Source organism: Streptomyces sp. SDT5-1 (assembly GCF_052245995.1).
In the GTDB taxonomy this organism is placed as follows: domain Bacteria; phylum Actinomycetota; class Actinomycetes; order Streptomycetales; family Streptomycetaceae; genus Streptomyces.
This window is the reverse complement of the sequence record NZ_CM125963.1, coordinates 5,993,939-6,017,559: the sequence shown is the minus strand read 5'-3', so window position 1 is coordinate 6,017,559 and position 23,621 is coordinate 5,993,939. Positions and strand designations below refer to the sequence as shown.

At 70.7% G+C, this 23,621-nt stretch carries 18 protein-coding genes; 12 read left to right on the top strand and 6 right to left on the bottom strand.

The window, feature by feature from the left end; genetic code table 11:
- Positions 1–25 precede the first annotated feature (25 nt).
- From mycP to ACTWJ8_RS27790, 5 genes are all read left to right on the top strand, one after another.
- On the top strand, positions 26–1,276 hold the full coding sequence (mycP, locus tag ACTWJ8_RS27810; protein ID WP_356389336.1) for a type VII secretion-associated serine protease mycosin: 1,251 nt from the start codon (positions 26–28) through the stop codon (positions 1,274–1,276).
- Positions 1,277–1,473: 197 nt separating this feature from the next.
- Entirely contained in the window at positions 1,474–1,740 is a 267-nt protein-coding gene (locus ACTWJ8_RS27805; RefSeq protein WP_443265010.1) for a hypothetical protein, read from the top strand.
- Between the two features lie 14 nt (positions 1,741–1,754).
- On the top strand, positions 1,755–3,332 hold the full coding sequence (locus ACTWJ8_RS27800; protein WP_443260550.1) for a hypothetical protein: 1,578 nt from the start codon (positions 1,755–1,757) through the stop codon (positions 3,330–3,332).
- Between the two features lie 88 nt (positions 3,333–3,420).
- A complete protein-coding gene (locus ACTWJ8_RS27795) occupies positions 3,421–4,779 on the top strand; it encodes a S8 family serine peptidase (protein WP_443260549.1) in 1,359 nt (452 codons plus the stop codon).
- Between the two features lie 206 nt (positions 4,780–4,985).
- Positions 4,986–6,350: a S8 family serine peptidase gene (locus tag ACTWJ8_RS27790; RefSeq protein WP_443260548.1), complete on the top strand. Its 1,365-nt coding sequence runs from the start codon at positions 4,986–4,988 to the stop codon at positions 6,348–6,350.
- Between the two features lie 55 nt (positions 6,351–6,405).
- On the opposite strand, the gene ACTWJ8_RS27785 is transcribed toward ACTWJ8_RS27790, so the two are convergent.
- A complete protein-coding gene (locus tag ACTWJ8_RS27785) occupies positions 6,406–7,305 on the bottom strand; it encodes a hypothetical protein (protein ID WP_443260547.1) in 900 nt (299 codons plus the stop codon).
- Between the two features lie 199 nt (positions 7,306–7,504).
- On the opposite strand from ACTWJ8_RS27785, the gene ACTWJ8_RS27780 reads away from it, so the two are divergent.
- Entirely contained in the window at positions 7,505–7,801 is a 297-nt protein-coding gene (locus ACTWJ8_RS27780; protein WP_356389327.1) for a DUF397 domain-containing protein, read from the top strand.
- 23 nt (positions 7,802–7,824) lie between these two features.
- Here ACTWJ8_RS27780 and ACTWJ8_RS27775 read toward each other — a convergent pair whose 3' ends face one another.
- From ACTWJ8_RS27775 to ACTWJ8_RS27765, 3 genes are all read right to left on the bottom strand, one after another.
- Positions 7,825–8,697 (bottom strand): serine/threonine protein kinase, encoded by an 873-nt coding sequence (locus ACTWJ8_RS27775; RefSeq protein ID WP_443265008.1) that lies wholly within the window; start codon positions 8,695–8,697, stop codon positions 7,825–7,827.
- Positions 8,698–8,853: 156 nt separating this feature from the next.
- Positions 8,854–10,947: a protein kinase domain-containing protein gene (locus ACTWJ8_RS27770; RefSeq protein WP_443260546.1), complete on the bottom strand. Its 2,094-nt coding sequence runs from the start codon at positions 10,945–10,947 to the stop codon at positions 8,854–8,856.
- Between the two features lie 65 nt (positions 10,948–11,012).
- Positions 11,013–13,211: a protein kinase domain-containing protein gene (locus ACTWJ8_RS27765; protein WP_443260545.1), complete on the bottom strand. Its 2,199-nt coding sequence runs from the start codon at positions 13,209–13,211 to the stop codon at positions 11,013–11,015.
- A gap of 241 nt (positions 13,212–13,452) precedes the next feature.
- Here ACTWJ8_RS27765 and ACTWJ8_RS27760 point away from each other — a divergent pair, with 241 nt between their 5' ends.
- From ACTWJ8_RS27760 to ACTWJ8_RS27735, 6 genes are all read left to right on the top strand, one after another.
- Complete coding sequence (locus tag ACTWJ8_RS27760) at positions 13,453–15,753, top strand: AAA family ATPase (protein ID WP_443260544.1); 2,301 nt, start codon at positions 13,453–13,455, stop codon at positions 15,751–15,753.
- 273 nt (positions 15,754–16,026) lie between these two features.
- The gene (locus tag ACTWJ8_RS27755; RefSeq protein ID WP_356389319.1) at positions 16,027–17,940 is read left to right on the top strand and encodes an ABC transporter substrate-binding protein; all 1,914 of its coding nucleotides are present in this window, start codon (positions 16,027–16,029) and stop codon (positions 17,938–17,940) included.
- Positions 17,941–17,989: 49 nt separating this feature from the next.
- On the top strand, positions 17,990–19,075 hold the full coding sequence (locus tag ACTWJ8_RS27750; RefSeq protein WP_356389317.1) for an ABC transporter permease: 1,086 nt from the start codon (positions 17,990–17,992) through the stop codon (positions 19,073–19,075).
- Entirely contained in the window at positions 19,072–19,995 is a 924-nt protein-coding gene (locus ACTWJ8_RS27745; protein WP_443260543.1) for an ABC transporter permease, read from the top strand. Before ACTWJ8_RS27750 ends, ACTWJ8_RS27745 begins: the two co-directional genes overlap by 4 nt.
- Positions 19,992–20,987 (top strand): ABC transporter ATP-binding protein, encoded by a 996-nt coding sequence (locus ACTWJ8_RS27740; RefSeq protein ID WP_356389313.1) that lies wholly within the window; start codon positions 19,992–19,994, stop codon positions 20,985–20,987. Before ACTWJ8_RS27745 ends, ACTWJ8_RS27740 begins: the two co-directional genes overlap by 4 nt.
- Complete coding sequence (locus tag ACTWJ8_RS27735) at positions 20,984–22,006, top strand: ABC transporter ATP-binding protein (RefSeq protein WP_356389311.1); 1,023 nt, start codon at positions 20,984–20,986, stop codon at positions 22,004–22,006. The genes ACTWJ8_RS27740 and ACTWJ8_RS27735 overlap by 4 nt, the downstream gene beginning before the upstream one ends.
- 65 nt (positions 22,007–22,071) lie before the next feature.
- Here ACTWJ8_RS27735 and ACTWJ8_RS27730 read toward each other — a convergent pair whose 3' ends face one another.
- Together ACTWJ8_RS27730 and ACTWJ8_RS27725 are read right to left on the bottom strand one after the other, a co-directional pair.
- Positions 22,072–22,542, bottom strand: coding sequence for a carboxymuconolactone decarboxylase family protein (locus tag ACTWJ8_RS27730; RefSeq protein WP_443260542.1), 471 nt, complete (start codon positions 22,540–22,542; stop codon positions 22,072–22,074).
- Positions 22,543–22,644: 102 nt separating this feature from the next.
- The gene (locus tag ACTWJ8_RS27725) at positions 22,645–23,598 is read right to left on the bottom strand and encodes a bifunctional riboflavin kinase/FAD synthetase (RefSeq protein ID WP_356389308.1); all 954 of its coding nucleotides are present in this window, start codon (positions 23,596–23,598) and stop codon (positions 22,645–22,647) included.
- Positions 23,599–23,621 lie beyond the last annotated feature (23 nt).

Below are 23,621 nucleotides of genomic sequence, written 5' to 3'. Positions count from 1 at the left end.
GCACTTCCTAGGGGGAACCGACACCGTGGCACCCAGCGTGGCACCCAAGGCCGCAGCGCGACGCGCAGCCGCGGCGCTCGCGGCGACGGCCGCACTCGCCTGTCTGACCGCGACGCCCGCGGTCGCCGACGAGGGCGACGGTACGCAACTGGCATCCACCGACTGCCAGTTCGGCGGCAATGTCATCAAGGGAACCCCGTGGTCGCTCCAGCGTGTCATCACGGAGCAGCTGTGGGAGGGCGGCACCCTCAAGGGTGACGGCATGACCGTCGCGGTCATCGACACCGGCGTCGACAAGAAGAACGAGCAGCTGGCCGGCAAGGTCCTCGCCGGCAAGTCGTTCGCGAAGGGCAAGGCCACCGTCGACGGTGTCGGCCACGGCACCAAGGTGGCCGGCATCATCGCCGCGGGCCAGATGAGCGGCACCGGGTTCCACGGCCTCGCCCCGAACGTCAAGATCCTGCCCCTCCAGACCAGCACGGCGGAGGAGGGCGGCAACCTGGCGACGATGGTCGACGCCATCAACACGGCCGTCTCTGCGGGCGCGGACGTCATCAACATCTCGCAGGGCACGTCGGCCAACGTGTCCAAGGTCGCCGCGCTCCAGGCCGCGGTGAACCGGGCCGAGGCGAAGGGCATCCTCATCGTCGCCTCGGCCGGCAACAGCGGCTCGTCGGGCAAGTCGTCCGACACCTATCCCGCGGCGCTCGCGAACACCAACGTGCTGTCGGTCGCGGCCTCCGACCGCAACAACGAGCGCGCGCCGTTCTCGACGCCGAACAAGCACGTGGACATCGCGGCGCCCGGCGTCGACATGGTCTCGACGGTGCCGCAGGGCGGCCAGTGCGTCGACCAGGGCACGTCGTTCTCCGCGCCCTACGTCGCCGGGGTCGCGGCGCTGCTCAAGCAGAAGCACCCCAAGTGGACGCCGGAGCAGATCATCTGGCACCTCGAGGACACCGCCTCGCGCTCCCACGCGTACCACGACCACAACATCGGCTGGGGCGTCATCGACCCCGTCGCCGCGATCAAGGACCCGACGCCGCCGAGCAAGCAGATCACCAACGAGGACCTCCAGGGCGCGGCCGGCACCAACCGCAACGGCGACGAAAAGATCACCGCCGCCAAACTCACCCTCGGCGAAACCCCCGCGGAACGCCACTCCCGCTACGGCACGTACCTGGTGATCGGCGGCGGCCTCGGCCTCGCGGTGATCGCGGCGGGCGCGATGGCGCGGCGGGACTGGTTGCGGCGGCGAGGCGAGGACGTTGTGTGAGGGAACCTGTGCTCGACTTGTGAGTTCGGTGTGCGACGCGAGATTCTAGAGACGCTGTCTGCGCGCTGAACCAGGCGCGAAACAACGGCATCAGGGGAGAACGGGGAAGGCGGCCTGCGATGGCTGATGGTGGTTACGAGGTCGATCTTGACGCCCTTGACCAGGTGGTCAAGGAGCTGAATCAGGTCTTGGCTGACATGAACGGGCCCAAGGACAAGGTCAAGTACGGGACGTACTTGCCGAACGGCGCCCTGGGGAACGGCTTCTCGGAGGCGCAGGAGCTGTACGACGCCCACGGCGAGATGAAGCACAAGATCGAAGTCGACATGATCGAGAAGATCGAGAAGCTCGTCGACAAGTTCGGCAAGAAGGCGAAGAAGGCTCACGGCGTCTACCAGGACGCCGAAGCCAACAACACGGTCAAGGAGACCGGCGACACCGGCGTCGCGGACCGCAACGCCTGAAGGGGGACGGGGAGATGGTGGCAGACGCGCCGTCGGGCGGCGGCTTGAGCGGTGGTGGCTCGGGCAAGGGCTGGGACACGCACTTCAACCAGAACGACCTCGACCGGCTGAAGCAGATGGTTGCGGACGCCAAGCCTCAGACCGTCAAAGAGGTCGCGCAGAACTGGACCGAGGTCCAGGAACAACTCGTGGGCTCCGACGGCAACGGTGGTCTGAAGGCCCAGTTCGACAGCGCCGTCAAGAAGGTCCTGGAGAAGTGGAAGGGCTCGTCCGCGGACAAGTTCCAGGAAGAGGCCGGCAAGATCAGCCAGGAGATGGCCCAGGGCGGGACCTTCGCCCAACTCGCCGGCAAGGCGATGGACAACTCCGCGGACGAGCTGTATCGGATCCAGGATCAGGTCCAGAGCATCGACGTCAGCTGGTGGGACGAGGCGTGGGACACCGCGACGGACATGTTCAGCAACATGTCCGCCAAGGACTACGCCATGATGCTCGCCAACCCTGCCACACAGCTGTACACCGAATACCAGCTGTACCAGAGCGTCAGAAGCTCCGGAAGCAGCATTGACGCCGACCTCGCCTCCGGCATGAAGACCGAAGACGTCATGAACAAGTGGGGCGACAAGATGGGAGCGAAGCGGCAGGCTGCGCTCCAAGCTGCGACCCACATGGAGCAGTTGGGCTACAACTACAAGGCGAACGCGTCCTCGCTCAAGAAGGGTGGCGAGTACACGCCGCCTCAGCCCCCGAAGAAGCCGGACATCAATGGTCCTGGCGGCGACATGAACGTCCCCGGGGCAGGAGGCACCAACCCGGGCATCAGCGGTGGCACCGGTATCGGCGGAGGCGGCGCGGGCCAGGGCATCCCCGGCTTCGACACGAGCGGGCTGAAGTCTCCGACCGCCTCGGGAGCCGCCCCCTCCCAGATCGGCACCAGTCTGGAGAGCGCCGGTCCCGGTATCGGCGGAGGCCCGGGTTCCGGCGCCGGAGCCGGTCTTCCTTCGGCCCCCGGCCTCAGCGGCGGCGGAGCCGGAGCCGGCGCGGGTGGCGGCGGCATCGGTGGCGGCATGGCCGGTGGCCTCGCAGGCGGCATGGCCGGCGGCGCCGCAGGCCTCGCCCGCGGCATGGGCGGCGGCGCTGCAGGCCGCGGAGCAGCCGGTCGCGGCATGGCAGGCGGCGGTGCGGCGGGTCGCGGCACCGGCGCGACAGGTCGCGGCATGGGCGGCATGGGCGGCGGCGCCCACGGCGCAGGCGGCGCGGCGGGCAAGGGCGGCCTCGGCGGCAAGACCGGCGCGGGCGCCCGTGTGAAGGGCGGCATGGTCGGCGGAGCCAAGGGAAAGACCGGCGGGGCGTTCACCCCCGGCGGCACCGGCCTCCGCAATCGCCCCGCTGCCGGAGGCGGTGCCGGTGCGGGCGGCCGGGGCCAGAACGGCCGCAACGGCTTCGGCCCCGCCGGAGCAGCCGGCGGACGCGGTGCAGGAAAGCAGCGCGGCGAGAACGGCAACGCGGGCCGTCTCCCCGACTACCTGGTCGAGGACGAGAGCACCTGGAAGCCGAAGGACCGCAAGGCGAATCCGCCTGTCATCGAGTAACCAGATAGCGTTCGTGGGGCCCACGACCATCACCGGTCGTGGGCCCCACGCACAACAGCACGGAATTCACCACGAAAGGTGTCAGAGCATGCGCTTCGCGCACAGGACGCTACGCGCGATCGGCGGCGCGGCCATGGTGGGAGCCCTGGTGCTCGGCACCGCATCGGCCGCGTCGGCAGACGCGACCAGAAACAGCCAGTGGCAGAACAAGGCCTTCGACATCGACGCCATCCACAAGGTCGCCACCGGCAAGGGCGTCACCGTCGCCGTCCTCGACGACGGCGTCGACGGCACACAAGCCGATCTGAAGGGCAACGTCCTCGACGGCACGCGTTGCAAGGACGGCCAGCCCGCCAATCGCGAAACGCTCGACGACCACGGCACGGGAATGGCTTCCTTGATCGCAGCCCACGGTCATGGCGCGGGCAACAGCCAGGGCTTGTTGGGGCTGGCCCCGGACGCCAAGATCCTCCCGGTGGACATCTACTCCACCGAGGGCGGCGCCGTCGATGAGGAGAAGGAAGCCGCCTGCAACTGGAGCAAGGCGATTCACTATGCCGTCGATCAAGGCGCCGACGTCATCAACATCTCCGTCTCGCAGAACTACTCGGGCCAAGGCGACAAGGAAGCGATCGCCTACGCGCTCGCCCACAACGTCGTCGTTGTCCAGTCCTCGGGCAACGCAGGGGTCGAGGAGCGCGATGGTCTCGGCTCAGTACCTGGTGTGACCCAGGTCGGCGGCTCCACGCAGAGCGGAACCGTCTGGGAGGAATCGAACTCCTCCAAGGACCTGCTCTTCACCGCCCCGGGCAAGGACATCACCGTCGCCACGGCCAACGGCGACTATGACGACGCCGCCGGCAACAGCCACCAGGGCGACTACCTCACCACCGACGGCACCTCGATGTCCGCGGCCATCACGTCCGGCACCTTCGCCCTCCTCAAGCAGAAGTACCCGGACTACACCCCCGGCCAGCTCGTCAACCGGATCATCAAGTCCACCTACATCGCCAAGGGCGTCGACAAGGCCAAGCTCCCCGACGCGACCCACGGATACGGCGACCTGAGCCCGCTCAAGGCACTCACCGCCGACATTCCCAAGGGCGGCGAGAACGGCCCCTGGGACCTGTCCGCGCTCCCGAAGACTGCCGACAAGGGCAAGCCGGCCGACAACTCGTCCGACAACGCCTCCAGCTCCTCGGAAGACGGCGGCTCCAACACGCTTCTCTACGTCGGAATCGGCATCGGCGCCCTCGTCGTCATCGCCGTGATCATCGTGATCATCGTCGTCTCCCGCAACAAGAACAACCGCGGCGGCCCCGGCGGGCCGGGAGCCCTCGGCACCATGCCCCCGCCCACCTACCAGCAGGGCGGCTACCCGCCCCAGCAGCAGCCCGGCCCCTACGGCCAGCAGCAGCCTCCGCAGTGGGGACCGCCTCGCCAGTGACAGCCGTGCGGGGCGTCAACGACGACTGCGGCCGGTGACAACACTCGCCGTCCGGTCACCTCTTCGAGGATGAAACCAGTCGCGAACGAGTCCCATGACGGCCGCTCACCCATCATCAATCAGAACCCTTGCGTGGGGCCCACGACCTTTCCCGGTCGTGGGCCCCACGCACGCTGCACGGAATTCACCACGAAAGGTGTCAGAGCATGCGCTTCGCGCACAGGACGCTACGCGCGATCGGCGGCGCGGCCATGGTGGGAGCCCTGGTGCTCGGCACCGCATCGGCCGCGTCGGCAGACGCGACCAGAAACAGCCAGTGGCAGAACAAGGCCTTCGACATCGACGCCGTCCACAAGGTCGCCACCGGCAAGGGCGTCACCGTCGCCGTCCTCGACGACGGCGTCGACGGCACACACCCCGACCTCACCAACAACGTCCTCCCCGGAAAGCGCTGCAAGGACGGCCAGCCCGCCAATCGCGAAACGCTCGACGACCACGGCACGGCCATGGCCTCCCTGATCGCCGGCCACGGGCACGGCGCCGGGAACGGTCAGGGCGTCCTCGGGATGGCCCCCGCCGCGAAGATCCTGCCCATCGACATCTTCGAGAACGAAGGCGGCCCCGTCGGCGCCGACAACCCGCATGCCTGCGAGTGGGACGAGGCAATCAAGTACGCCGTGGACCAGGGCGCGGACGTCATCAACATCTCCGTCGGCGAGGACTACGCGGACGATACGGACAAGGCGGCCATCGCCTACGCCCTCGCTCACAACGTCGTCGTCGTCAACAGCTCGGGCAACGACGGAGCCGAGGAGAAGCGCGGCCTCGCCAGCGTTCCGGGAGTCGTCCAGGTCGGCGGCTCCACGCAGGACGGCAACCGCTGGGACGATGACGACGGCGCATCGAACTACTCCAAGTCCCTGATGTTCACCGCACCCGCGAAGAGCCTCATCATGGCCACCGCGAACGGTGACTACGAGGACGCCGACGGCAACTCGCACAAGAGCGACTACCTCACCACCGACGGCACCTCGATGTCCGCCGCCATCGCCTCCGGCACCTTCGCCCTCCTCAAGCAGAAGTACCCGGACTACACCCCCGGCCAGCTCGTCAACCGGATCATCAAGTCCACGTACATCGCCAAGGGCGTCGACAAGGCCAAGTTGCCGGATGCCTACCACGGCTACGGCGACCTCAGCCCGCTCAAGGCACTCACCGCCGACATCCCCAAGGGAGGCGCCGACGGGCCCTGGGACCTGTCCACGCTTCCCAAGGCCTCCGGTGACAAGGGCAAGGCGGCAGGCAATTCGTCCGACAGCGCCTCCGATTCCTCGGACAGCGACGACTCGAACGTCCTCCTCTACACCGGCATCGGCATCGGCGCCCTCGTCGTCATCGCCGTGATCATCGTGATCGTCGTCGTCTCCCGCAACAAGAACAACCGCGGCGGCCCGGGCGGGCCCGGTGCTCCCGGCATGATGCCGTCGCCGCACGCCTACCAGCAGGGCGGGTATCCGCAGCAGGCGCCCCACCAGCAGCAGCCCCCGCAGTGGGGGCCGCCCCGGCAGTAGCCGAAGAGATGAGACAGGGAGGCCCGTGACCAGCAACTGGTCACGGGCCTTTTGGCTAGTTCGTCGGTACCCGCATCTCGTTGCGGATCTTGCCCGTGAGGTCCGCCGACTCCTCCTTCGACATCCGGAGCATGCCGTTGTACGGGGTCACCACGCCGACCGTCGCGTAGTCGGCCCAGCCGCACACCACCGTCTCCGTGGCCGGTTCGTCGTCGTCCCAGCTGTCCACCTTGAGGTTCGCGCACCGCAGCGCCGCTCCGTCGAGCGAGTCCGTTTCCGTGTCCTCCTCGACGCTCAGCGACGAGATGACGTGGCCGGGGGCTTTGTCCGCGGTCTCGCGGAGGTTGTCGCGCACCATCCCGAAGTAGTAACTCAGGGCCAGTTCCGGGTTGTTGAAACGTCCGTACGCGCCGACCACCGAGAATCTCTTGCTGTTCTGCGCGCGCCGCAACGCGTCTGACGCGTCGGACGACGTGTCCGCGCCGTCGAGGAGCTCGTCGGAGTAGCTCACGGCGATCTCCGTGGGCTTCTCCATCTCGTACCAGTCCAGCTTCTTCGCATCGGTCGTCGCAAGGTGCGGGTCCTTCGGGTCGCCCGCCCGGTAGTACGTCGAGAAGGACATCGTGGACGGCGCCGCCAGGCGGTGCGGGCCGTCGTCCTCCGGGCCCTTCGGAAGGAGGAGCCAGACCACTCCGCCGCCGAGCGCGATGAGGCCCGTCAGCACACCGGCCACCACCCACCAGCCCTTTCCGCTCTTACGAGGGGGGCCTGAGGGAAATCCCTGCTGGGGCGGCCAGCCGTAGCCGTGGCCGACGCCTCCCCCACCGCCGAACTGCTGCTGGCCGTACGGGCCCTGGGGCGGGACCGGCTGCTGAACGTACGGCGCCTGCGGCGGGGGCTGGTGGCCGTACGGTCCCGGCTGCGCGCCGTACGGGCCCGGATGGTTGGTGCTCACTGCTGAAAGTCCTCCCGTGAAGTTGCGTCAGTCATCCTGCCGGACTCACGGGACCCCCGTGTCCCTCGGGGCGCTTCCTCCACCAAAGATCCCGGACCACCCATCAGGGTTGACCTTTGGCCAAAGCCCGTGAGGGCGGGAGGGGTCGCACTAAGCTGAACGTGATTGTCGCAGGACGACGGAAAGGGCTGGTGCGGCGGTGGGGAACTCAGGCGAGACGCCGGAGGAGATCGAGGCCCGCAAGGAGCGCGAGAAGAACGAGTTGTACGCGCTCGACATTTCCGGCGTCGAGTGGGAGAGCGCGCCCGGCACCGAACAGCACGAGGAGCGCGTCGAGATCGCGAGGCTGCCCGGTGGCGCCGTGGCGATGCGTTCGTCTCTGGAGCCGGAGACCGTCCTGCGGTACACCGAGGCCGAGTGGACGGCGTTCGTGCTCGGTGCGCGGGACGGGGAGTTCGACCTCGAGCCCGCTCCCCGTAACTCCGAATCTCAGTAAGCACCCATAGGCGATTGCAGGGTTCAGTACGTCGGCGTCGGCGTCGGTACGTCCGCGTCCAGGATCGACGACGCCTGGTGCGCCAGTGCCGCCACCAGGCGCGGCGGCAGCCAGCCCGGTCGCAGGAGCGTCGACGCGTGGTCCGTCGCGCCGAAGCCCACCGGCTGGTGCGCCGCCCCGGCGCCCCGCGTCAACTCGGCTACCACGTCCGCCAGTTGAGGGCGGCCCACCGGGTCGCGTGACAGGCAGCGGCTCACCAAGGACCTTGCCCAGGGCGGGAGTTCGTCGCGTTCAGGCACCGTGTGGCCCGTCGCCGCGTACGCGAGGGTGGCGCCCAGTGCGTAGACGTCTCCGAGGGGGCGCGGGCGGCCGCCCGCCGCCTGTTCGGGGGCGAGGGTCGTGCCGTCGATGCCCGGCAGGTCGCGGCGCGCCGCACCGTCCGGTGCCGCCGCCCGTACCGCGCCGAAGCAGTCGAGGCGCGGACCGTCGAAGGAGAGCAGCACGGCCGCCGGGGAGAGCCCGGCGTGGACGAGGCTCTGGCCGTGGATGACGGACAGCGTCTCGGCGAGCGCGACGCCGAGGGCCCGGACGGTGCGCTCCGGCAGCGGGCCGCCGTGCAGCGCGAGCGCCATCGGCAGCGGCAGCACGGGGACGTAGGGGCGGGCGTGCCAGGGCGCCCCGCCGGGCGGCGCCAGCTCCACGGTCGGCAGCGTCCAACTGCCCAGCAGATAGCGCGCGGCGTCCGCCTCCGCCATGAAACGGTTCGGGTCCACGCCCGCGGCCGGCATGGAGAGCAGGACCGTACGGTCGCCGCCGACCGTGCGCGCGATGCAGCGGTTCGCCGGAGCGGCGCCGGGTTCCTGGTCGATCGATGTGAGCAGCTGGTACGGGCCCATCTGCTGCACCCCCGAGCCGTACGACCGCTCCACCCGTCACCACTCCCCCACCCGGGAACATCCCCGTTGTCGACAAAAGCGCTCTGAGCCTATCCGGCGCCCGGAACCCGTCGTTCACAGCCCGTCGTTCACAGCCTGTCGCTCGGAACCCGTCGCTCAGAACACCGACAGCGCCTGCACCGTGCTGTCCAGGAGCAAGAAGACCCGGTTGCCCCCGACGGCGATCCGCGAGTAGTGGGGGCGGGGGTAGCGCGTCGTCCAGGGGTTCTTGCCGTCCTTGCGCGGGATGCCCTTGAGCTGGAGCTCCCCGATGCCGCCGCCGTCGTCGACGGACCAGACGGCGCTGCCCTGCGAAAGGACCCGGCTCGTGGTGGACGGGCCGACCGCGAACCACTGCTGCTGCCCGTTGGACCGGTCGTGGCAGCGGGTGACGTCGACGGCGTTGGCGTACACGTGGTCGCCGTGCACCTCCGGCGGGCCCCACTTGCTGTAGACGGAGTCGGCGCCGCCGAGCTGCAGCGTGCTCCACTCGCGGTTGCCGTCGCTCAGCCGGTAGGCCTCCAGGGTCTTGCCGTTGAGGTAGACCATGCCGTCGGCGATCGCGGGGCGGACGACGGACTCGGACTCCTCGTCCTGCCGCCAGGCGGTGCGTCCGTCGTCGGTGCGGACCGCGAGGACCGTGCCGTCGGTGGCGGGGACGACGAGGCGGCCGCCGCCGACGGCCGCGGGGCCGTGCAGCTTCTTGCGGAACTTCGCGGGCACGGTGACGGTCCACCGCACCTCGGCGTCCGCGCTGGAGACGGAGCGCAGCCTGCCGTCCTTCGTGATCAGGTACACGGCGTCGGCGTCCGCGGCGAGCAGCGTCTCGGCCTCGGCCTTCGCGCAGGTCCACTTGGCCTCGCCGGTGGCGGGCACGAACGTGTGCAGCGTGCCGTCGGCGTCCGCGCCGATGACGAGCCGGTCGCCCTGCGAGACGTAGCCGCATCGGGCCTGGAGTCCGTCGGCGCTCCAGCGCTTGGTGCCGTTCTTGACGCCGTACGCTCCGATGCCGCCGGAGCCGAGGCCGAAGACCAGGACGTCGCGCACGGGCAGCAGTTCGGGCGAGGTGGCGTCGGCGGTGGTGACGGACCACAGCTTCATGGATCCGCCGTTCTCGGCGTAGTCGTCGGAGGGCTTGGACTTCAGCGCCTGTACGGGTGTCCTGGCGGCCTCCGGGATGTCGAAGAGGGCGCTGTCGGGGCGCGAGCCGTACCACCAGGCGGCCGTGCCGCCGCCGACCGCGGCGACGGTGCCGCCGACGGCGAGCGTGGTCAGGAGGCGTCTTCGGGACATGCCGGGCTTCTGCGGGGCCACGCCGCCCACAACGGTCGTCGCGAGGTGCTTGGCGCCGGTCTCGCGCTCGGTGATGGCGTCGGCGACGGAGCCGCGCCGCCACACCTTCTCCGCGCCCTTGGGCGGCCGCATCGCGTCGGCGATCTGCGCGGGGGTGGGGCGGTGGGCGGGGTCCTTGGCGAGGCAGGGGGCGATGAGTTGCGTCAACTGCGGCGGTATCGCGTGCAGTTGGGGTTCGCCGTGGACGACCTCGTACTGCACGGCCGCGACGTGGCCGCCGTCGAAGGCGCGCTGCCCGGTGGCCGCGTACACGAGGACCGCGCCGAGCGAGAAGATGTCGGCGGCCGGGGTGACGCGGCGGCCGAGCACCTGCTCGGGGGCGCCGTACCCGGGCGTGACGGGCACCTCGCCGGTGGTGGTGAGGGTCAGTCCGTGCTCGGGCCGTGCGATGCCGAAGTCGATGATGCGCGGGCCCGTGGACGTCAGCACGATGTTCGGCGGCTTGAGGTCGCGGTGGATGAAGCCCGCCGCGTGGATGTCGGCGAGGGTGTGCGCGAGGGACGCCGCGAGGGCGCGCAGGGCGGGTTCGGGGAGCGGGCCGTGCGCCTCGACTGCCTGGTCGAGGGTGAGGCCCGCGAGGAACTCGGTGGCCATCCACGGCCTGCCGCCCTCGGTCCACGCTCCGAGGACGTTCGCGACGCCCTTGCTGCGCACGGCCTGTGCGGCCTGCGCCTCGCGCACGAACCGCTGGGCGAGGTTCGTGTCGTGGGCGAGTTCGGGCTTGAGCACCTTGACCGCGGCGAGCGTCCCGGCGCCGTCCTGGCCGACGTACACCTTGCCCATGCCGCCTTCGCCGAGCACGCCGAGGACGCGGTAGGGACCGAGGCGGAGGGGGTCGCCTGTGCCGAGGGGTTTCATCTGGGGGCCTTCTGCCGGGGAGGCGGTCGCGGAATGTGCCTGTGCATCTGTGGGGGGGGGCGGTGTCACTTCATGGGATACGCGGCCAGTTTGGCGTTGTTGCTGAGGGAGAGGATGCGGGTGCGCTCGGGGTTCGCGTAGAAGCGGTCGCCGTCCGTCTTGTACGTGCGGACGACCTCCTTGCGCTCGAGGTCGACGGCGAACAGCTGGCCGCCGTTGCGGTAGTACGCGCACGTCTTGCCGACGAGCGGGCGCCAGGCCCTGGACTGTTCGTCGGCGGTGCCGTTCTTCTCGGCCCACAGCCGCTTTCCGGTGCGCGCGGTGTACGCGGTGAGGCCGACGCCCTCGCCGACCGCGTACAGGACGCCGTCGGCGAGCACCGGCGGGCCGTACGGGCGGCCCTCCGGGGTCTGCCACTGCGCCTTGCCGTCCTTGAGGCGGACGGCGCGCAGCCGGGTCCCGCCGATGTAGAGGTGCGTGTCGTCGACGGCCAACTCGGCCCACAGCGGGGCGACGTCGTCGACGCGGTACGGCTCGTCCCACAGGACACGGCCGTTCTTCGCGTCGCGCACGACGATGTGCGGCTCGTCCTCCTTCATCTGCTGGTACGTGACGAGGCGCCCGCCCGCCGCCTTCGCGGCGATGATGTGCATGGACTGGTCGAGCTCGGCCCGCTTGGGCAGCGGCCGCGACCACACGGTCTTCCCCGTGCGGCAGTCGACGGCGCGCAGCGTCCACTTCTGGCCCGGCGCGTAGCCGAGCTTGTCGCCCTTGCCCTTGCCGACCGCGACGTAGGCGATGTCGTCGGCGACGCAGAGGATCTGGTTGCCTTCGAGGTGGTCGTTGGTGTCGGCGAGGCGGGCGAGGGTCTTCGTCTTCTTTCCCGTGCGCGGGTCGACGGCGTCGAGGGTGACGGGGTCGCCGGCCCGTTCGTCCTGGTACACGTTGTACGACAGGTGGTAGAGGGTGTCGCTCGCGGCGGCCCACTGCCAGCCGCTGCCGATGTGGTCGTCCCACTTCTTCGTGCCGTCGGACACGGAGAGGCCGCGGGCGTAGCCGCGCATGGCGACGGCGACGCCGCCCGCGATCGCCGGGATCATCGCCTTGCCACCGTCGACGACGCTGCTCTCGAAGTAGCCCTCGTCCTTCCAGAGGGGGTCGAGGTCGCGCTTGACGTGGGTGGTGGGCTTCTTGGGGTCGGCGACCGGTTCGCCGGAGGAGCGGCCCGTCCACCACCAGGCGCCGCCGGCCGCGAGGGCGCCGACGCCGAGCACGCCTCCGGCGGCGAGGAACCGGCGCCGCGAGACGGGGGCGCCCGCGGTGGTGGCGACGGCGGTGGTGTGCGGGAGCGTGTGGTTCAGGGGTGCGGGCAGGCGCGGCGGGGCGGCCTGCCACACGTCGGTGGCGCGGCGGCCGATCTCTCCGAGCAGCGACTCGGAGAGGTGGTCGGCGAACTCGCCCTGTCCGTTGTGGAGTTGGGCCGCGAGTTCCTCGGTGCTTGGCCGTCGTGCCGGGTCCTTGTCGAGACACCGCGCCAGTACGGGGGCCAGTGCCGCCGGTACGCCGGTCAGATCCGGTTCGCCGTAGCGGACGCGGTACAGGAGGTCGGCGGCCTGGCCGTTACCGAAGGCGCCGCTGCCGCGGGCCGCGAACACCAGCACGCCGGCGAGCGCGAACACGTCGCCCGCCGGGCCGTGTTCCTGGCCCGTGGCCTGCTCGGGCGACATGAACGCGGGGGTGCCGACGGCGGAGCCGGTGTGCGTGAGGTGGATGTCGCCGATGGCGCGGGCGATGCCGAAGTCGATGACCTTCGGGCCGTACGCCGTGACGAGGATGTTGGAGGGCTTGAGGTCGCGGTGCACGACGTCGCTGCGGTGCAGCTGGCCGAGCGCTCCGCACAGGGCGGCGCCCAGGGCCCGTACGGTCGCCTCGGGGAGCGGTCCGCCGGTCTCGACGGCCTCGTCGAGCGGGGGGCCGAGCACGTATTCGGTGGCCAGCCACGGGGTCTCGGCCAGCGGGTCGGCGTCGACGACCTTCGCGCCGAAGCGGCCGCCGATGACGCGGGCGGCGTCGATCTCCAGGCGGAACCGGGTGCGGCCCGCCTGGTCGGCGGCGAGCGCGGCGTGCATCGTCTTGACGGCCACGGTGCGGCCGCCTGCGGTCCGTGCGACGTACACCGTGCCCATGCCGCCGCTGCCGAGGCGGGCGACGAGGCGGAACGGGCCGAGGGCGACGGGGTCGTCGTGGGTGAGCGCGGTAGGCATGGGGTGAGTTCTCGCCGTGGTCGGGTGCGGTGCGGGTCGTCAGTCGGTGCGAGTGCGCCGGGGGCGCTGCACGCCTACGGGTGGGGCGCCGCCCCTGATGTGTGTCCGCACGCCACGTCCTCCCCCTGTCACAGCGCGGCGAGTCTAGTCGACGGGGTGTCGGGCGGGCCTGCCGTGCTGTCGGTTCCGGTGATTAGGCTGGGGCAGGACGTGCCAGTGGGCAGGGGGAAGGTGGGGCATTGTGAGCAGCGATCGGGAAGCCGGTGAGCCGTCCGGCGCCGAGCCGACGGGCGAGTTCACCATCGACTACGCGCCTCCGCCGTGGTACGAGCGGGCGAGTTCGGCGGCGGCGGGCGCGAACGGGGACGCTCCCGCCGGGGGCGGTGACCTGGAGAGCGGGTCGACGCTGCGGTTCTCGGCGCCGTCCCTGAAGCGGAGCTTCGAGGAGCTGGCGGCCCTGGGTGAGCCGCCCGCCCCGGCCCCTGCGGAACCGGCCCAGAGCCCGGAGGAGCGCGCCCGCGCGTGGGTGGACGCCCACCGGGTCCACGTCGACATCGACACGACGACACCGTCGCGTCCGGATTCCGCTGCGCCGACGCCTCCGGCGGGACCGGGCGCGATGCCTGCGGCGACGCCTCCGGCGGAGGTCCCGGCACCCGCCGCCGAGGCCGCGCCGCCTGCCGCGGCCGGTGGCACTGCGCCCACCACCGAGCCCGAATCCGCCCCCGTACGGGCAGAAGCCACCGCGGCGCCGGAAGCACCTGGCGCGATGCCCGCGGCGGAACCCCAACCGCCTGCGCAGACGCCTGCCCCGGAGCCCGAGCCCACTCCCGTACGAGCAGCAGCCACCGCCACGCCGGAGACACCCGGCGCGATGCCCGCGGCGGAACCCCAACCGCCTGCGCAGACGCCTGCCCCGGAGCCCGAATCCGCCCCCGTACGAGCGGAAGCCACCGCGACGCCGGAAGCACCTGGCGCGATGCCCGCGGAAGCGCCCGCGCCGCCCTCGACCGACCCCAACTCGTGGGCCCACGCCCCCGCGGCACCGCCCACACCCGCGCCCGGCGCCATGCCCCCGATGCAGGCCCCGGCGCCCGTCGCCGATGCCACCCCGTGGGACGCCGCACCCGTCGGCCCCGGGCAGGCGCCGGCTCCCGCGCCCGACGGCCCCGCCGGGTGGGCGCCTCCGCCTCCCCCGGCCGACGGGGTGCCGCCCCTGCCGCCGTCGTTCCAGCCCGCCGCCCCGGCTGAGCCGCAACCCCAGCCGGGTTACGGCTTCCCGCAGCCCCCGGCGCCGTCCGGCCAACAGCCGCAGCCCGGTTACGGGTTCCCTCAGCCCGCACAGCCCTCACCCCAGCCCGGCTACGGATTCCCTCCGCCACCCGCCCCGCAGAGCCCCCAGCCCGGCTACGGCCACCCCCAGCAGCACCCCGGCTTCGGCCCTCCGCAGCCACAGCCTCAGCCGCTCCCCCCGCACGCCGCGCCGCACCACCCCGCGCCCCCGGCGCAGCCACACCCCCAACCAGCCGCCCCCGCGCAGCCGCACGCCCAACATCCCGCCGCACCGCACCAGGCACCCCCGCCCCACAGCTACCCCGCCACCCCCACCGCTCCCCTCGGCTACACCGCCGCCGTCGAGTTGTCGGCGGATCGGCTGGTCAACAGCAAGCGGCAGAAGCAGAAGAGCAAGGCACCCAGCGCCGGTGGTGGCGGTGGGCTGTTCAAGTTCGGGGGGAAGAAGGAGGAGGCCGAGCGGCAGCGGAAGCTGGAGCTGATCCGCACCCCGGTCGCGTCCTGCTACCGGATCGCCGTGATCAGCCTCAAGGGCGGCGTCGGCAAGACGACCACGACGACCGCCCTCGGCTCGACGCTGGCCGCCGAACGCCAGGACAAAATCCTCGCCATCGACGCCAACCCCGACGCCGGAACCCTCGGTCGCCGCGTCCGCCGCGAGACCGGCGCCACCATCCGCGACCTGGTGCAGAACATCCCGAACCTGCACTCGTACATGGACATCCGCCAGTACACCTCGCGCACCCCGTCCGGCCTGGAGATCATCGCCAACGACGTGGAGCCCGAGGTCTCCTCGACGTTCGACGACGCCGACTACCGCCGCGCGATCGACGTGCTCGGCCGCCAGTACCCGATCATCCTGACCGACTCCGGCACGGGCCTGCTGTACTCCGCGATGCGCGGCGTCCTCGACCTCGCCGACCAGCTGATCATCATCTCGACCCCGTCCGTCGACGGCGCGTCGAGCGCGAGCACCACCCTCGACTGGCTGTCGGCGCACGGCTACAGCGAACTCGTCCGCCGCTCGCTCACCGTCATCTCCGGCGTCCGCGACACCAGCCGGATGATCAAGGTGGACGACATCGTGGGCCACTTCAGGACCCGCTGCCGCGGCGTCACCGTCATCCCCTTCGACGAGCACCTCGCGGCGGGCGCCGAGGTCGACCTCGACATGATGCGACCCAAGGTGCGGGAGGCGTACTTCGACCTGTCCGCGATGGTCGCCGAGGGGTTCGCCCTCCCCCGGTGACCCGCCGATCACCCCGATGACCCGCCCCGGTCGAACGCCGGTGCGGGTCATCGGCGTGTCCTGCACCCATCCGGGTGTCATCCCCTGGCCTGCACCGCGTCAGAGGTCTCGACCAATGTGCGTGAAATGCAGGTCAACTCGTTATTTCCGCAGGCCACATGGGGTTCACCCACCGTTGACGTCCCTCAACTGGCGCTGATAAACCAACACTTCAATCCACCTGAATACTCAGATCCAGCCCAGCTGTGCGAGCGATGCGCGAGGTCACCGCCGATGGACACACCAGTTCAGCAAGACCAGCACGACAGAACGGCACGCCCCACACGGCGCGGAGCACGGATACTCCTCGCGGCGGGCGCCGCGGCCCTCGCCCTGACGGCCGGTCTCGCGACGCCGCTGAACCCGGCACCGCAGCGGGCTGAGGCGCAGGCGAACAGCGCCGCGAAGGCCAAGGCCGACGACGGCAAGAAGAAGACCCTCACCGTGGCCGTCGCCCAGAGCGTCGACTCGCTGAGCCCGTTCCTGGCGACGCGCCTGGTCAGTACGAGCATCCACCGGCTGATGTACGAGTACCTGACCAACTACGACCCCAAGGACAACCACGTCATCCCGGGGTTCGCCACCAAGTGGAAGCCGTCGGCCGACAAGCTGACGTGGACGTACACCATCCGCTCCGACTCGAAGTGGTCCGACGGCCAGAAGGCCACCGCCCACGACGCCGCCTTCACGTTCAACAAGATGATGACGGACGACGGCGCGGCGACCGCCAACGGCTCGTTCGTCGGCAACTTCAAGAAGGTCACGGCGCCCAGCGACACCAAGCTCGTCGTCGAGCTGAAGAAGCCGCAGGCGACGATGACGGCCCTCGACATCCCGATCGTGCCCGAGCACATCTGGAAGGACGTCAAGGACTACTCGAAGTTCAACAACGACGACAAGTTCCCGATCGTGGGCAACGGCCCGTTCGTCGTGACCGGCTACAAGACCGACCAGTACGTGAAGCTGAAGCGCAACCCGGACTTCTGGCGCAAGACGAAGACGCCGCAGTTCGACAACATCGTCTTCAAGACGTACAAGGACCAGGACGCCGCGGTCGCCGCCCTGCGCAAGGGCGAGGTCTCCTTCGTGGCGGGCTCCCCCGCCCTGACGCCCGCTCAGGCGGCGTCCCTCAAGGGCGAGAAGGACATCAAGGTCAACGAGGGCCCGGGCCGCCGCTTCTACGCGATCGCGGTGAACCCCGGCTGGAAGACCAAGAGCGGCAAGAAGTTCGGCGACGGGAACCCGGCGCTGCTCGACAAGGACTTCCGCCAGGCACTCTTCCGCTCCGTCGACACCAAGACCATCGTCAGCAAGGTCTTCCAGGGGCACGCGGTGCGCGGCCAGGGCTACATCCCGCCGCGCTTCCAGGACTACTACTGGCAGCCGTCGAGCGATCAGCAACTGAGCTACGACCCGAAGGCCGCGGCCAAGATGATGGACGACGCGGGCTACAAGATGAAGGACGGCAAGCGCGTCGGCAAGGACGGCAAGCCGATCGACCTGCGGATGCTGTGCCACGCCACCGACCCCAACGACAAGGCGGTCGGCAAGTACCTCAAGGAGTGGTGGGGCAAGCTCGGCATCGGCCTCAAGCTCAACTGCGTCGACGACGTCTCCGTGCCCTGGTACGCGGGCGAGTACGACCTCGCCTTCGACGGCTGGTCGGTCAACCCGGACCCGGACTTCGTCCTCGGCATCCACACCTGCGCCGCCCTGCCGAGCAAGCCGAAGGAGGTCGCGCAGACCGACAACGGCATCTGCGACAAGACCTTCGACAAGCTCTACAACCAGCAGCTCGCCGACTACGACCCGGCGTCGCGCGCGGACACCGTGAAGAAGATGGAGTCCTGGCTCTACGACTCCGGCTACATGAACGTCATGGCGTACCCGAACGCGGTCGAGGCCTACCGCACCGACCAGATCAAGTCCATCCAGACGATGCCCACGGCGGCCGGCAACATCTACGGCCAGGACGGGTATTGGAGCTGGTGGTCGGCCGAGCCCGCGTCGGCGTCCGACAGCGAGGACAGCGGTTCGTCCAGTTCCACCGGGATCGTGATCGGCATCGTGGTGGCGGCCCTCGTCGTCATCGGCGGCGGAGTGTTCTTCGCGCGGCGGCGCCGCACGACGGCGGACGAGCGCGAGTAGGCGACGCACAGCCACGCGAGCAACACGCGAGTAAGAAGACATGTGAAACATGACAGCTGACAGCACTCCGGCGCTCGTGCAGCCCGCGGACGGCACGGAAGGCGACCCGGCTTCGGCCGGGGCGCCGCCGGCCGCCCGCGGCCCCCGGGCCCGCAACACCAAGGCGTACGTCCAGTACGCGCTCACGAAGATCGGCGGCGCGATCGTCTCGCTGTTCGCCGTCCTCGTGACCAGCTTCTTCCTGTTCCGTCTCATCCCCTCCGACCCGGTCAAGCAGATGACCGGCGGCCGCAAGGTCTCCTCGGAGCAGCTCCAGAACCTGCGCCATCAGTACGGCCTCGACCAGCCGATGTGGAAGCAGTTCACGTCGTACATCGGGGACGCGCTCTCCGGCGACTTCGGGATCTCGTACCAGTTCCACACCCCGGTCATGGGCAAGATCCTCGACGCGCTCCCGGCGACGCTGCTGCTCACGGGCACGGCGTACGTGCTGTACTCGGCGCTCGGCATCTGGCTGGGCACGCGCACGGCGTGGCGCAACGGCTCGCGCAGCGACCGCTTCAACACGGCGTTCGCGCTGACCCTGTACTCGGTCCCGGCGTTCTGGCTCGGCCTGCTCCTCATCATCGTGTTCGCCGTCGGCATCGGGCCGATCCCCGGCATGTTCCCGACAGGCGGCCTCGAATCGGGCGGCGAGACCGGGTTCGCGTACGTCATCGACGTCGCGCACCATCTGTTCCTGCCGGTGGTCACGCTGGTCGCGGTCGGCTACGCGCAGACGCTCCTCGTCATGCGGTCCTCGCTGCTCGACGAGATGGGCAGCGACTATCTGACGACCGCGCGCGCCAAGGGGCTGCGCGACGATCTGGTGCGCCGCAAGCACGCGGTGCCGAACGCGATGCTGCCGACGTTCACGCTGATGTTCGTGAACCTGGGGCATGTGGTCGCCGGGCAGATCCTCGTGGAGACCGTCTTCTCGTGGCCGGGTCTCGGCGGGCTCTTCTACCAGGCGCTGTCCGTGCCCGATCTACCCCTGGTCCAGGGCCTGTTCTTCGTCTTCGCGACCGCGGTGATCCTCGCGAACACCCTCGCCGACATCCTGTATCCGCTGCTCGACCCGAGGGTGGGCCGATGACGACCGACACCGCCGCCCCTGCGAAGGCGCCCAGCGCGCGCTCCCTCGCGCGCGCCCGCAAGCGCCAGTCCCTGGCCCGCTTCTGGCGCTCCTACCGGGCGCACCGCAGCGGCCTGTGGGGCCTCGGCCTGCTGATTCTGATCGCCCTGATCGCGATCCTCGCGCCGGTCCTGGTCGGCGCGGACTCGCAGAGCGTGACCGACGCGCCCGGCGGGCCGCTGGAGGGCCCGAGCGCCGAATTCCCGCTGGGCACCGACCAGTTCGGCCGCAGCGTGCTGGCCCTGCTGGTGTACGGGGCCCGGATCTCGCTCACCGTGGGCCTGCTCGCCGCGTTCCTGTGCGTGGCGATCGGCACCGTCATCGGCATCGTCGCCGGCCACTTCCGCGGCTGGTACTCGACGGTCCTGATGCGGGTCACCGACTGGTTCCTGGTGATGCCGACGCTGGTCCTCGCCATCGCGCTCGCGACCGTCATGGACCGGTCGATGTGGACCGTGATCATCGCGATCGGCGTGACGACCTGGCCGACGACCGCGCGCCTGGTGCGCGCCCAGACGCTGTCCGTGGAGGCCCGCCCGTACATCGAGCGGGCGCGGGCGCTCGGCGGCAGCCACAGCCACGTCATGACGCGGCACGTGCTGCCGAACGTGATGCCGCTGGTCCTCGCCCAGACCACGATGATCATCTCTTCGGCGATCCTGACCGAGGCGACGCTCGCCTTCCTCGGCCTGTCCGACCCGACGGTCACCTCCTGGGGCGGCATGCTCCAGGACGCGCGCGAGGCGGGCGCGGTCAGCGCGGGCGACTGGTGGTACCTGGCGCCTCCCGGCATCGCCATCGCGATCGTCGCGCTCTCCTTCACCCTGTGCGGCCGCGCCGTCGAATCCGTCCTCAACCCGAAGCTGGGGGTGCGCTCATGACGCTTCTCGAGGTACGGAACCTCGACGTGACGTACGCCGGCGGGGCGCGGGCCGTCCGCGGCGTGAACCTGTCCGTGGCGGCGGGCCAGAAGCTCGGCATCGCGGGCGAGTCCGGCTGCGGCAAGTCGACGCTGGCGCTCGCGCTGCTGCGGCTGCTGCCGAAGGACGCGAAGGTCACCGGCGAGATCCTGCTGAACGGCGAGGACGTCCTCGCCATGAAGTGGGGCCGGGTGCGGGCCGTCCGCTGGGCGGGCGCCTCGATCGTCTTCCAGGGCGCCATGCACTCCCTCAACGCGGTGCACCGCATCGGCGACCAGATCGCCGAGCCGATCCTGCTGCACAAGAAGGCGACGCAGGAGGGCGCGAAGAAGCGGGTCGGCGAACTCCTCGAACACGTCGGCCTCCCGGCGGCGCGGGCGAACGCGTACCCGCACGAGCTGTCCGGCGGCCAGCGCCAGCGCGTGATGATCGCGATGGCGCTCGCCTGCGAGCCCGACCTGATCATCGCCGACGAGCCGACGACGGCCCTCGACGTGATGATCCAGGCCCAGATCCTGCGCCTGATCGAGCAGTTGGTGGCCGAGCAGTCCCTCGGCCTGATCATGATCAGCCACGATCTGGCGGTCCTCTCCGACACCTGCGACCGGCTCGCCGTGATGTACGCGGGCCGCGTCGTCGAGGAGGGCCCGGCGCTCCAGGTCTACGAGGACGCCGTGCACCCGTACGCGAAGGCGCTGTCGGCGGCGTTCCCCACGATCGGCGACCCGGCCTCCCGGTTCGCGCCGCGCGGGCTGCCCGGCGATCCGCCGGACCCGTCGGCGCTGCCGTCGGGCTGCACGTTCCACCCGCGCTGCCCCGTCGCGCTGGACGTCTGCGCGCACGAGGACCAGGCGCTGCGGGACGCGGGCCCCGAACGGCGGGCCGCGTGTGTACGCGTGGACTCGGACGAGCCCTTGGGCGAGGAAGTCGAAGCAAGGAGCACCACGGCATGACGGAAACGCTTCAGAAGCCCGAGGCCCCGGAGACCGCGCGGCCCCTGCTCAGCGCGGACAAGCTGCACGTCACGTTCCCCGGCCGACGCGGCGCCGCGGAGGCGCGCGCCGTGGACGGCGTCGACCTGGACATCGCGCCGGGCGAGATCGTGGCGCTCGTCGGGGAGTCCGGGTGCGGGAAGACGAGCCTCGCGCGCACCCTGCTCGGCCTGGAGCGGCCGACGTCGGGCCGGGTCACGTTCGCGGGCGAGTCCCTCGACTACGCCTCCAAGGCCCTCAAGTCGTACCGCAAGCGCGTGCAGTTGGTGCTCCAGGACCCGAGCGGCTCCCTGAACCCCCGGCACACGGTGTACGACGCGGTGGCCGAGGGGCTGCGCATCCACGGCTACGCGGGCGACGAGCGGGAGGCCGTCACGAACGCCCTGTCGCGCGCGGGACTCAGGCCCCCCGAGCGGTTCTTCCTGCGCTATCCGCACGAGCTGTCCGGCGGCCAGCGCCAGCGCGTCGTCATCGCGGGCGCCCTGGTCCTCGACCCCGAACTCATCGTCGCGGACGAGCCGGTGGCCTCCCTCGACGCGTCCGTGCGCGGCGAGATCCTCGCCCTGCTGCTGCGGCTGCGCGACGAGCTGGGCCTCTCGGCGCTCGTGGTCACGCACGATCTCGGTCTCGCGTGGAACATCGCGGACCGGGTGGCGGTGATGTACCTGGGCCGGATCGTGGAGACGGGCCGGGTCGAGGACGTCCTGACCGCGCCCCGGCACCCGTACACCCAGGCTCTGTTGTCGGTGCTGCCAGAGGCGCCGGGCGAGCCCGTGGTGCTCACGGGCGAGCCGCCGGACCCGTCCCGCATCCCGAGCGGCTGCCGCTTCCACGCGCGCTGCCAGGTCCTCGCGGACGGCCGGGCGGCCGGGGCGGGCGTCGACGAGGCGTGCAGGACGGTGGACCTGCCGCTGCTCACGGGCGCGGCGGCGTCGCAGGTGGCGTGCCACTGGGCGGCGGCGAAGGGCGCGACCGAGTAGTCCGCACGGACGTGAAGGCCCGGCTCCGTGCGGAGCCGGGCCTTCACGCATGGTCGGTCGACGGCTCAGCCGAACATGCCGGGCACGTAGTCGCCGGCGGGCTGCCGGGTCATCACGTTGAACCGGTTGAACGTGTTGATCACGGCGATGCAGGCGATGAGCGCGCCGAGCTGCGTCTCGTCGTAGTGCTTGGCGGCCTTCTCCCACACCTCGTCGGAGACCCCGGCGCTGTCGGCGATGCGGGTGCCCGCCTCGGTCAGCTCCAGGGCGGCCTTCTCGGCCTCCGTGAAGACCTTCGCCTCGCGCCAGGCGGCCACCAGGGCGAGCCTGACCGGCGTCTCACCGGCCTCGGCGGCGTCCTTGACGTGCATGTCCAGGCAGCCGGCGCAGCCGTTGATCTGGCTGGCCCGGATCTTCACCAGCTCCAGGGTCGCCGCCGGGACGCCGGTGTCCTCGACGCCCTTGCCCGCGGCGATGATGTGCTTGAGGACCTTGCCGAGGGCCGGGTTGGTGAAGAGGTCGAGTCGCGGTTCCATGAGGGGCTCCTTCGCACTCCGTCATAAGTGGTGACACCACTACGACGGAGCGCCCCGCCCCGATGTGACAGCCCCGGATGTGACCTGCGCCACTCCGGAGGCTCAGGCCTCGGAGGCCGCCTCGACGAGCTCCCGCGAGCGCTTCACGTCGTCCGCGATCGCGGCGACCAGCTCGTCGAGGGACTCGAACTTCGCCATGCCGCGCACGAACGCCACGAACTCCACGGCCACGTGCAGCCCGTACAGGTCGAGCCCGACGCGGTCGATGGCGTACGCCTCGACGGTCCGCTCGGTCCCGTCGAACTGCGGGTTCGTGCCGACGGAGATCGCGGCGGGCATCGCCTCGTCGTTCACGTACAGCCACCCGGCGTAGACGCCGTCGGCCGGGATCGCGGTGTGCGGGAGCGTCTCGACGTTGGCGGTCGGGAAGCCCAGCTCACGGCCGCGCTGCGCGCCGCGCACGACGACGCCCTCGACGCGGTGCGGCCGGCCGAGGATCTCGGCGGCGCCGACGACGTCGCCCTCCGCCACGAGCCGCCGCGTCAGCGTGGAGGAGAACGGCTGACCGCCGCCCGCGGACCCGCTGACGTACAGGTCGACGACCTCCACCTCGAAGTCGTACGTCTGCCCCTGCTCGGCCAGGAAGTCGACATTGCCGGCGGCCTTGTGGCCGAAGCGGAAGTTGGGGCCCTCGACGACCACGCGCGCGTGCAGCTTGTCGACGAGCACCTTCGCCACGAAGTCGGCGGGCGACAGCTTCGAGAACTCGGTGGTGAACGGGAGGATCAGCACCGCGTCCACGCCCAGCTCGGCCATCAGCTCGGCGCGGCGGTGGTGCGGGGCGAGCAGCGGCGGGTGCGAACCCGGGCGCACGACCTCGCTCGGGTGCGGGTCGAAGGTGACCACGACCGCGGGAAGGCCCAGCTCACGCGCGCGCTCCACGGCCCGCCCGATGATCAGCTGGTGCCCGCGATGCACCCCGTCGTAGGAGCCGATGGTGACGACGCTGCGCCCCCAGTCCTGGGGGATGTCCTCCAAGCCACGCCAGCGCTGCACGGTGATTGCCCCTCGCAAACCTG

What these genes read in the sequence shown, in the direction of transcription:
- ACTWJ8_RS27735 (WP_356389311.1), top strand. Translation starts at nt 20,984, where the DNA reads ATGACGGAAACGCTTCAGAAGCCCGAGGCCCCGGAGACCGCGCGGCCC.
- ACTWJ8_RS27745 (WP_443260543.1), top strand. Translation starts at nt 19,072, where the DNA reads ATGACGACCGACACCGCCGCCCCTGCGAAGGCGCCCAGCGCGCGCTCC.
- ACTWJ8_RS27770 (WP_443260546.1), bottom strand. Translation starts at nt 10,947, where the DNA reads ATGAAACCCCTCGGCACAGGCGACCCCCTCCGCCTCGGTCCCTACCGC.
- ACTWJ8_RS27805 (WP_443265010.1), top strand. Translation starts at nt 1,474, where the DNA reads ATGAACGGGCCCAAGGACAAGGTCAAGTACGGGACGTACTTGCCGAAC.
- ACTWJ8_RS27750 (WP_356389317.1), top strand. Translation starts at nt 17,990, where the DNA reads ATGACAGCTGACAGCACTCCGGCGCTCGTGCAGCCCGCGGACGGCACG.
- ACTWJ8_RS27755 (WP_356389319.1), top strand. Translation starts at nt 16,027, where the DNA reads ATGGACACACCAGTTCAGCAAGACCAGCACGACAGAACGGCACGCCCC.
- ACTWJ8_RS27795 (WP_443260549.1), top strand. Translation starts at nt 3,421, where the DNA reads ATGCGCTTCGCGCACAGGACGCTACGCGCGATCGGCGGCGCGGCCATG.
- ACTWJ8_RS27765 (WP_443260545.1), bottom strand. Translation starts at nt 13,211, where the DNA reads ATGCCTACCGCGCTCACCCACGACGACCCCGTCGCCCTCGGCCCGTTC.
- ACTWJ8_RS27790 (WP_443260548.1), top strand. Translation starts at nt 4,986, where the DNA reads ATGCGCTTCGCGCACAGGACGCTACGCGCGATCGGCGGCGCGGCCATG.
- ACTWJ8_RS27740 (WP_356389313.1), top strand. Translation starts at nt 19,992, where the DNA reads ATGACGCTTCTCGAGGTACGGAACCTCGACGTGACGTACGCCGGCGGG.
- ACTWJ8_RS27775 (WP_443265008.1), bottom strand. Translation starts at nt 8,697, where the DNA reads ATGGGCCCGTACCAGCTGCTCACATCGATCGACCAGGAACCCGGCGCC.
- ACTWJ8_RS27730 (WP_443260542.1), bottom strand. Translation starts at nt 22,542, where the DNA reads ATGGAACCGCGACTCGACCTCTTCACCAACCCGGCCCTCGGCAAGGTC.
- ACTWJ8_RS27800 (WP_443260550.1), top strand. Translation starts at nt 1,755, where the DNA reads ATGGTGGCAGACGCGCCGTCGGGCGGCGGCTTGAGCGGTGGTGGCTCG.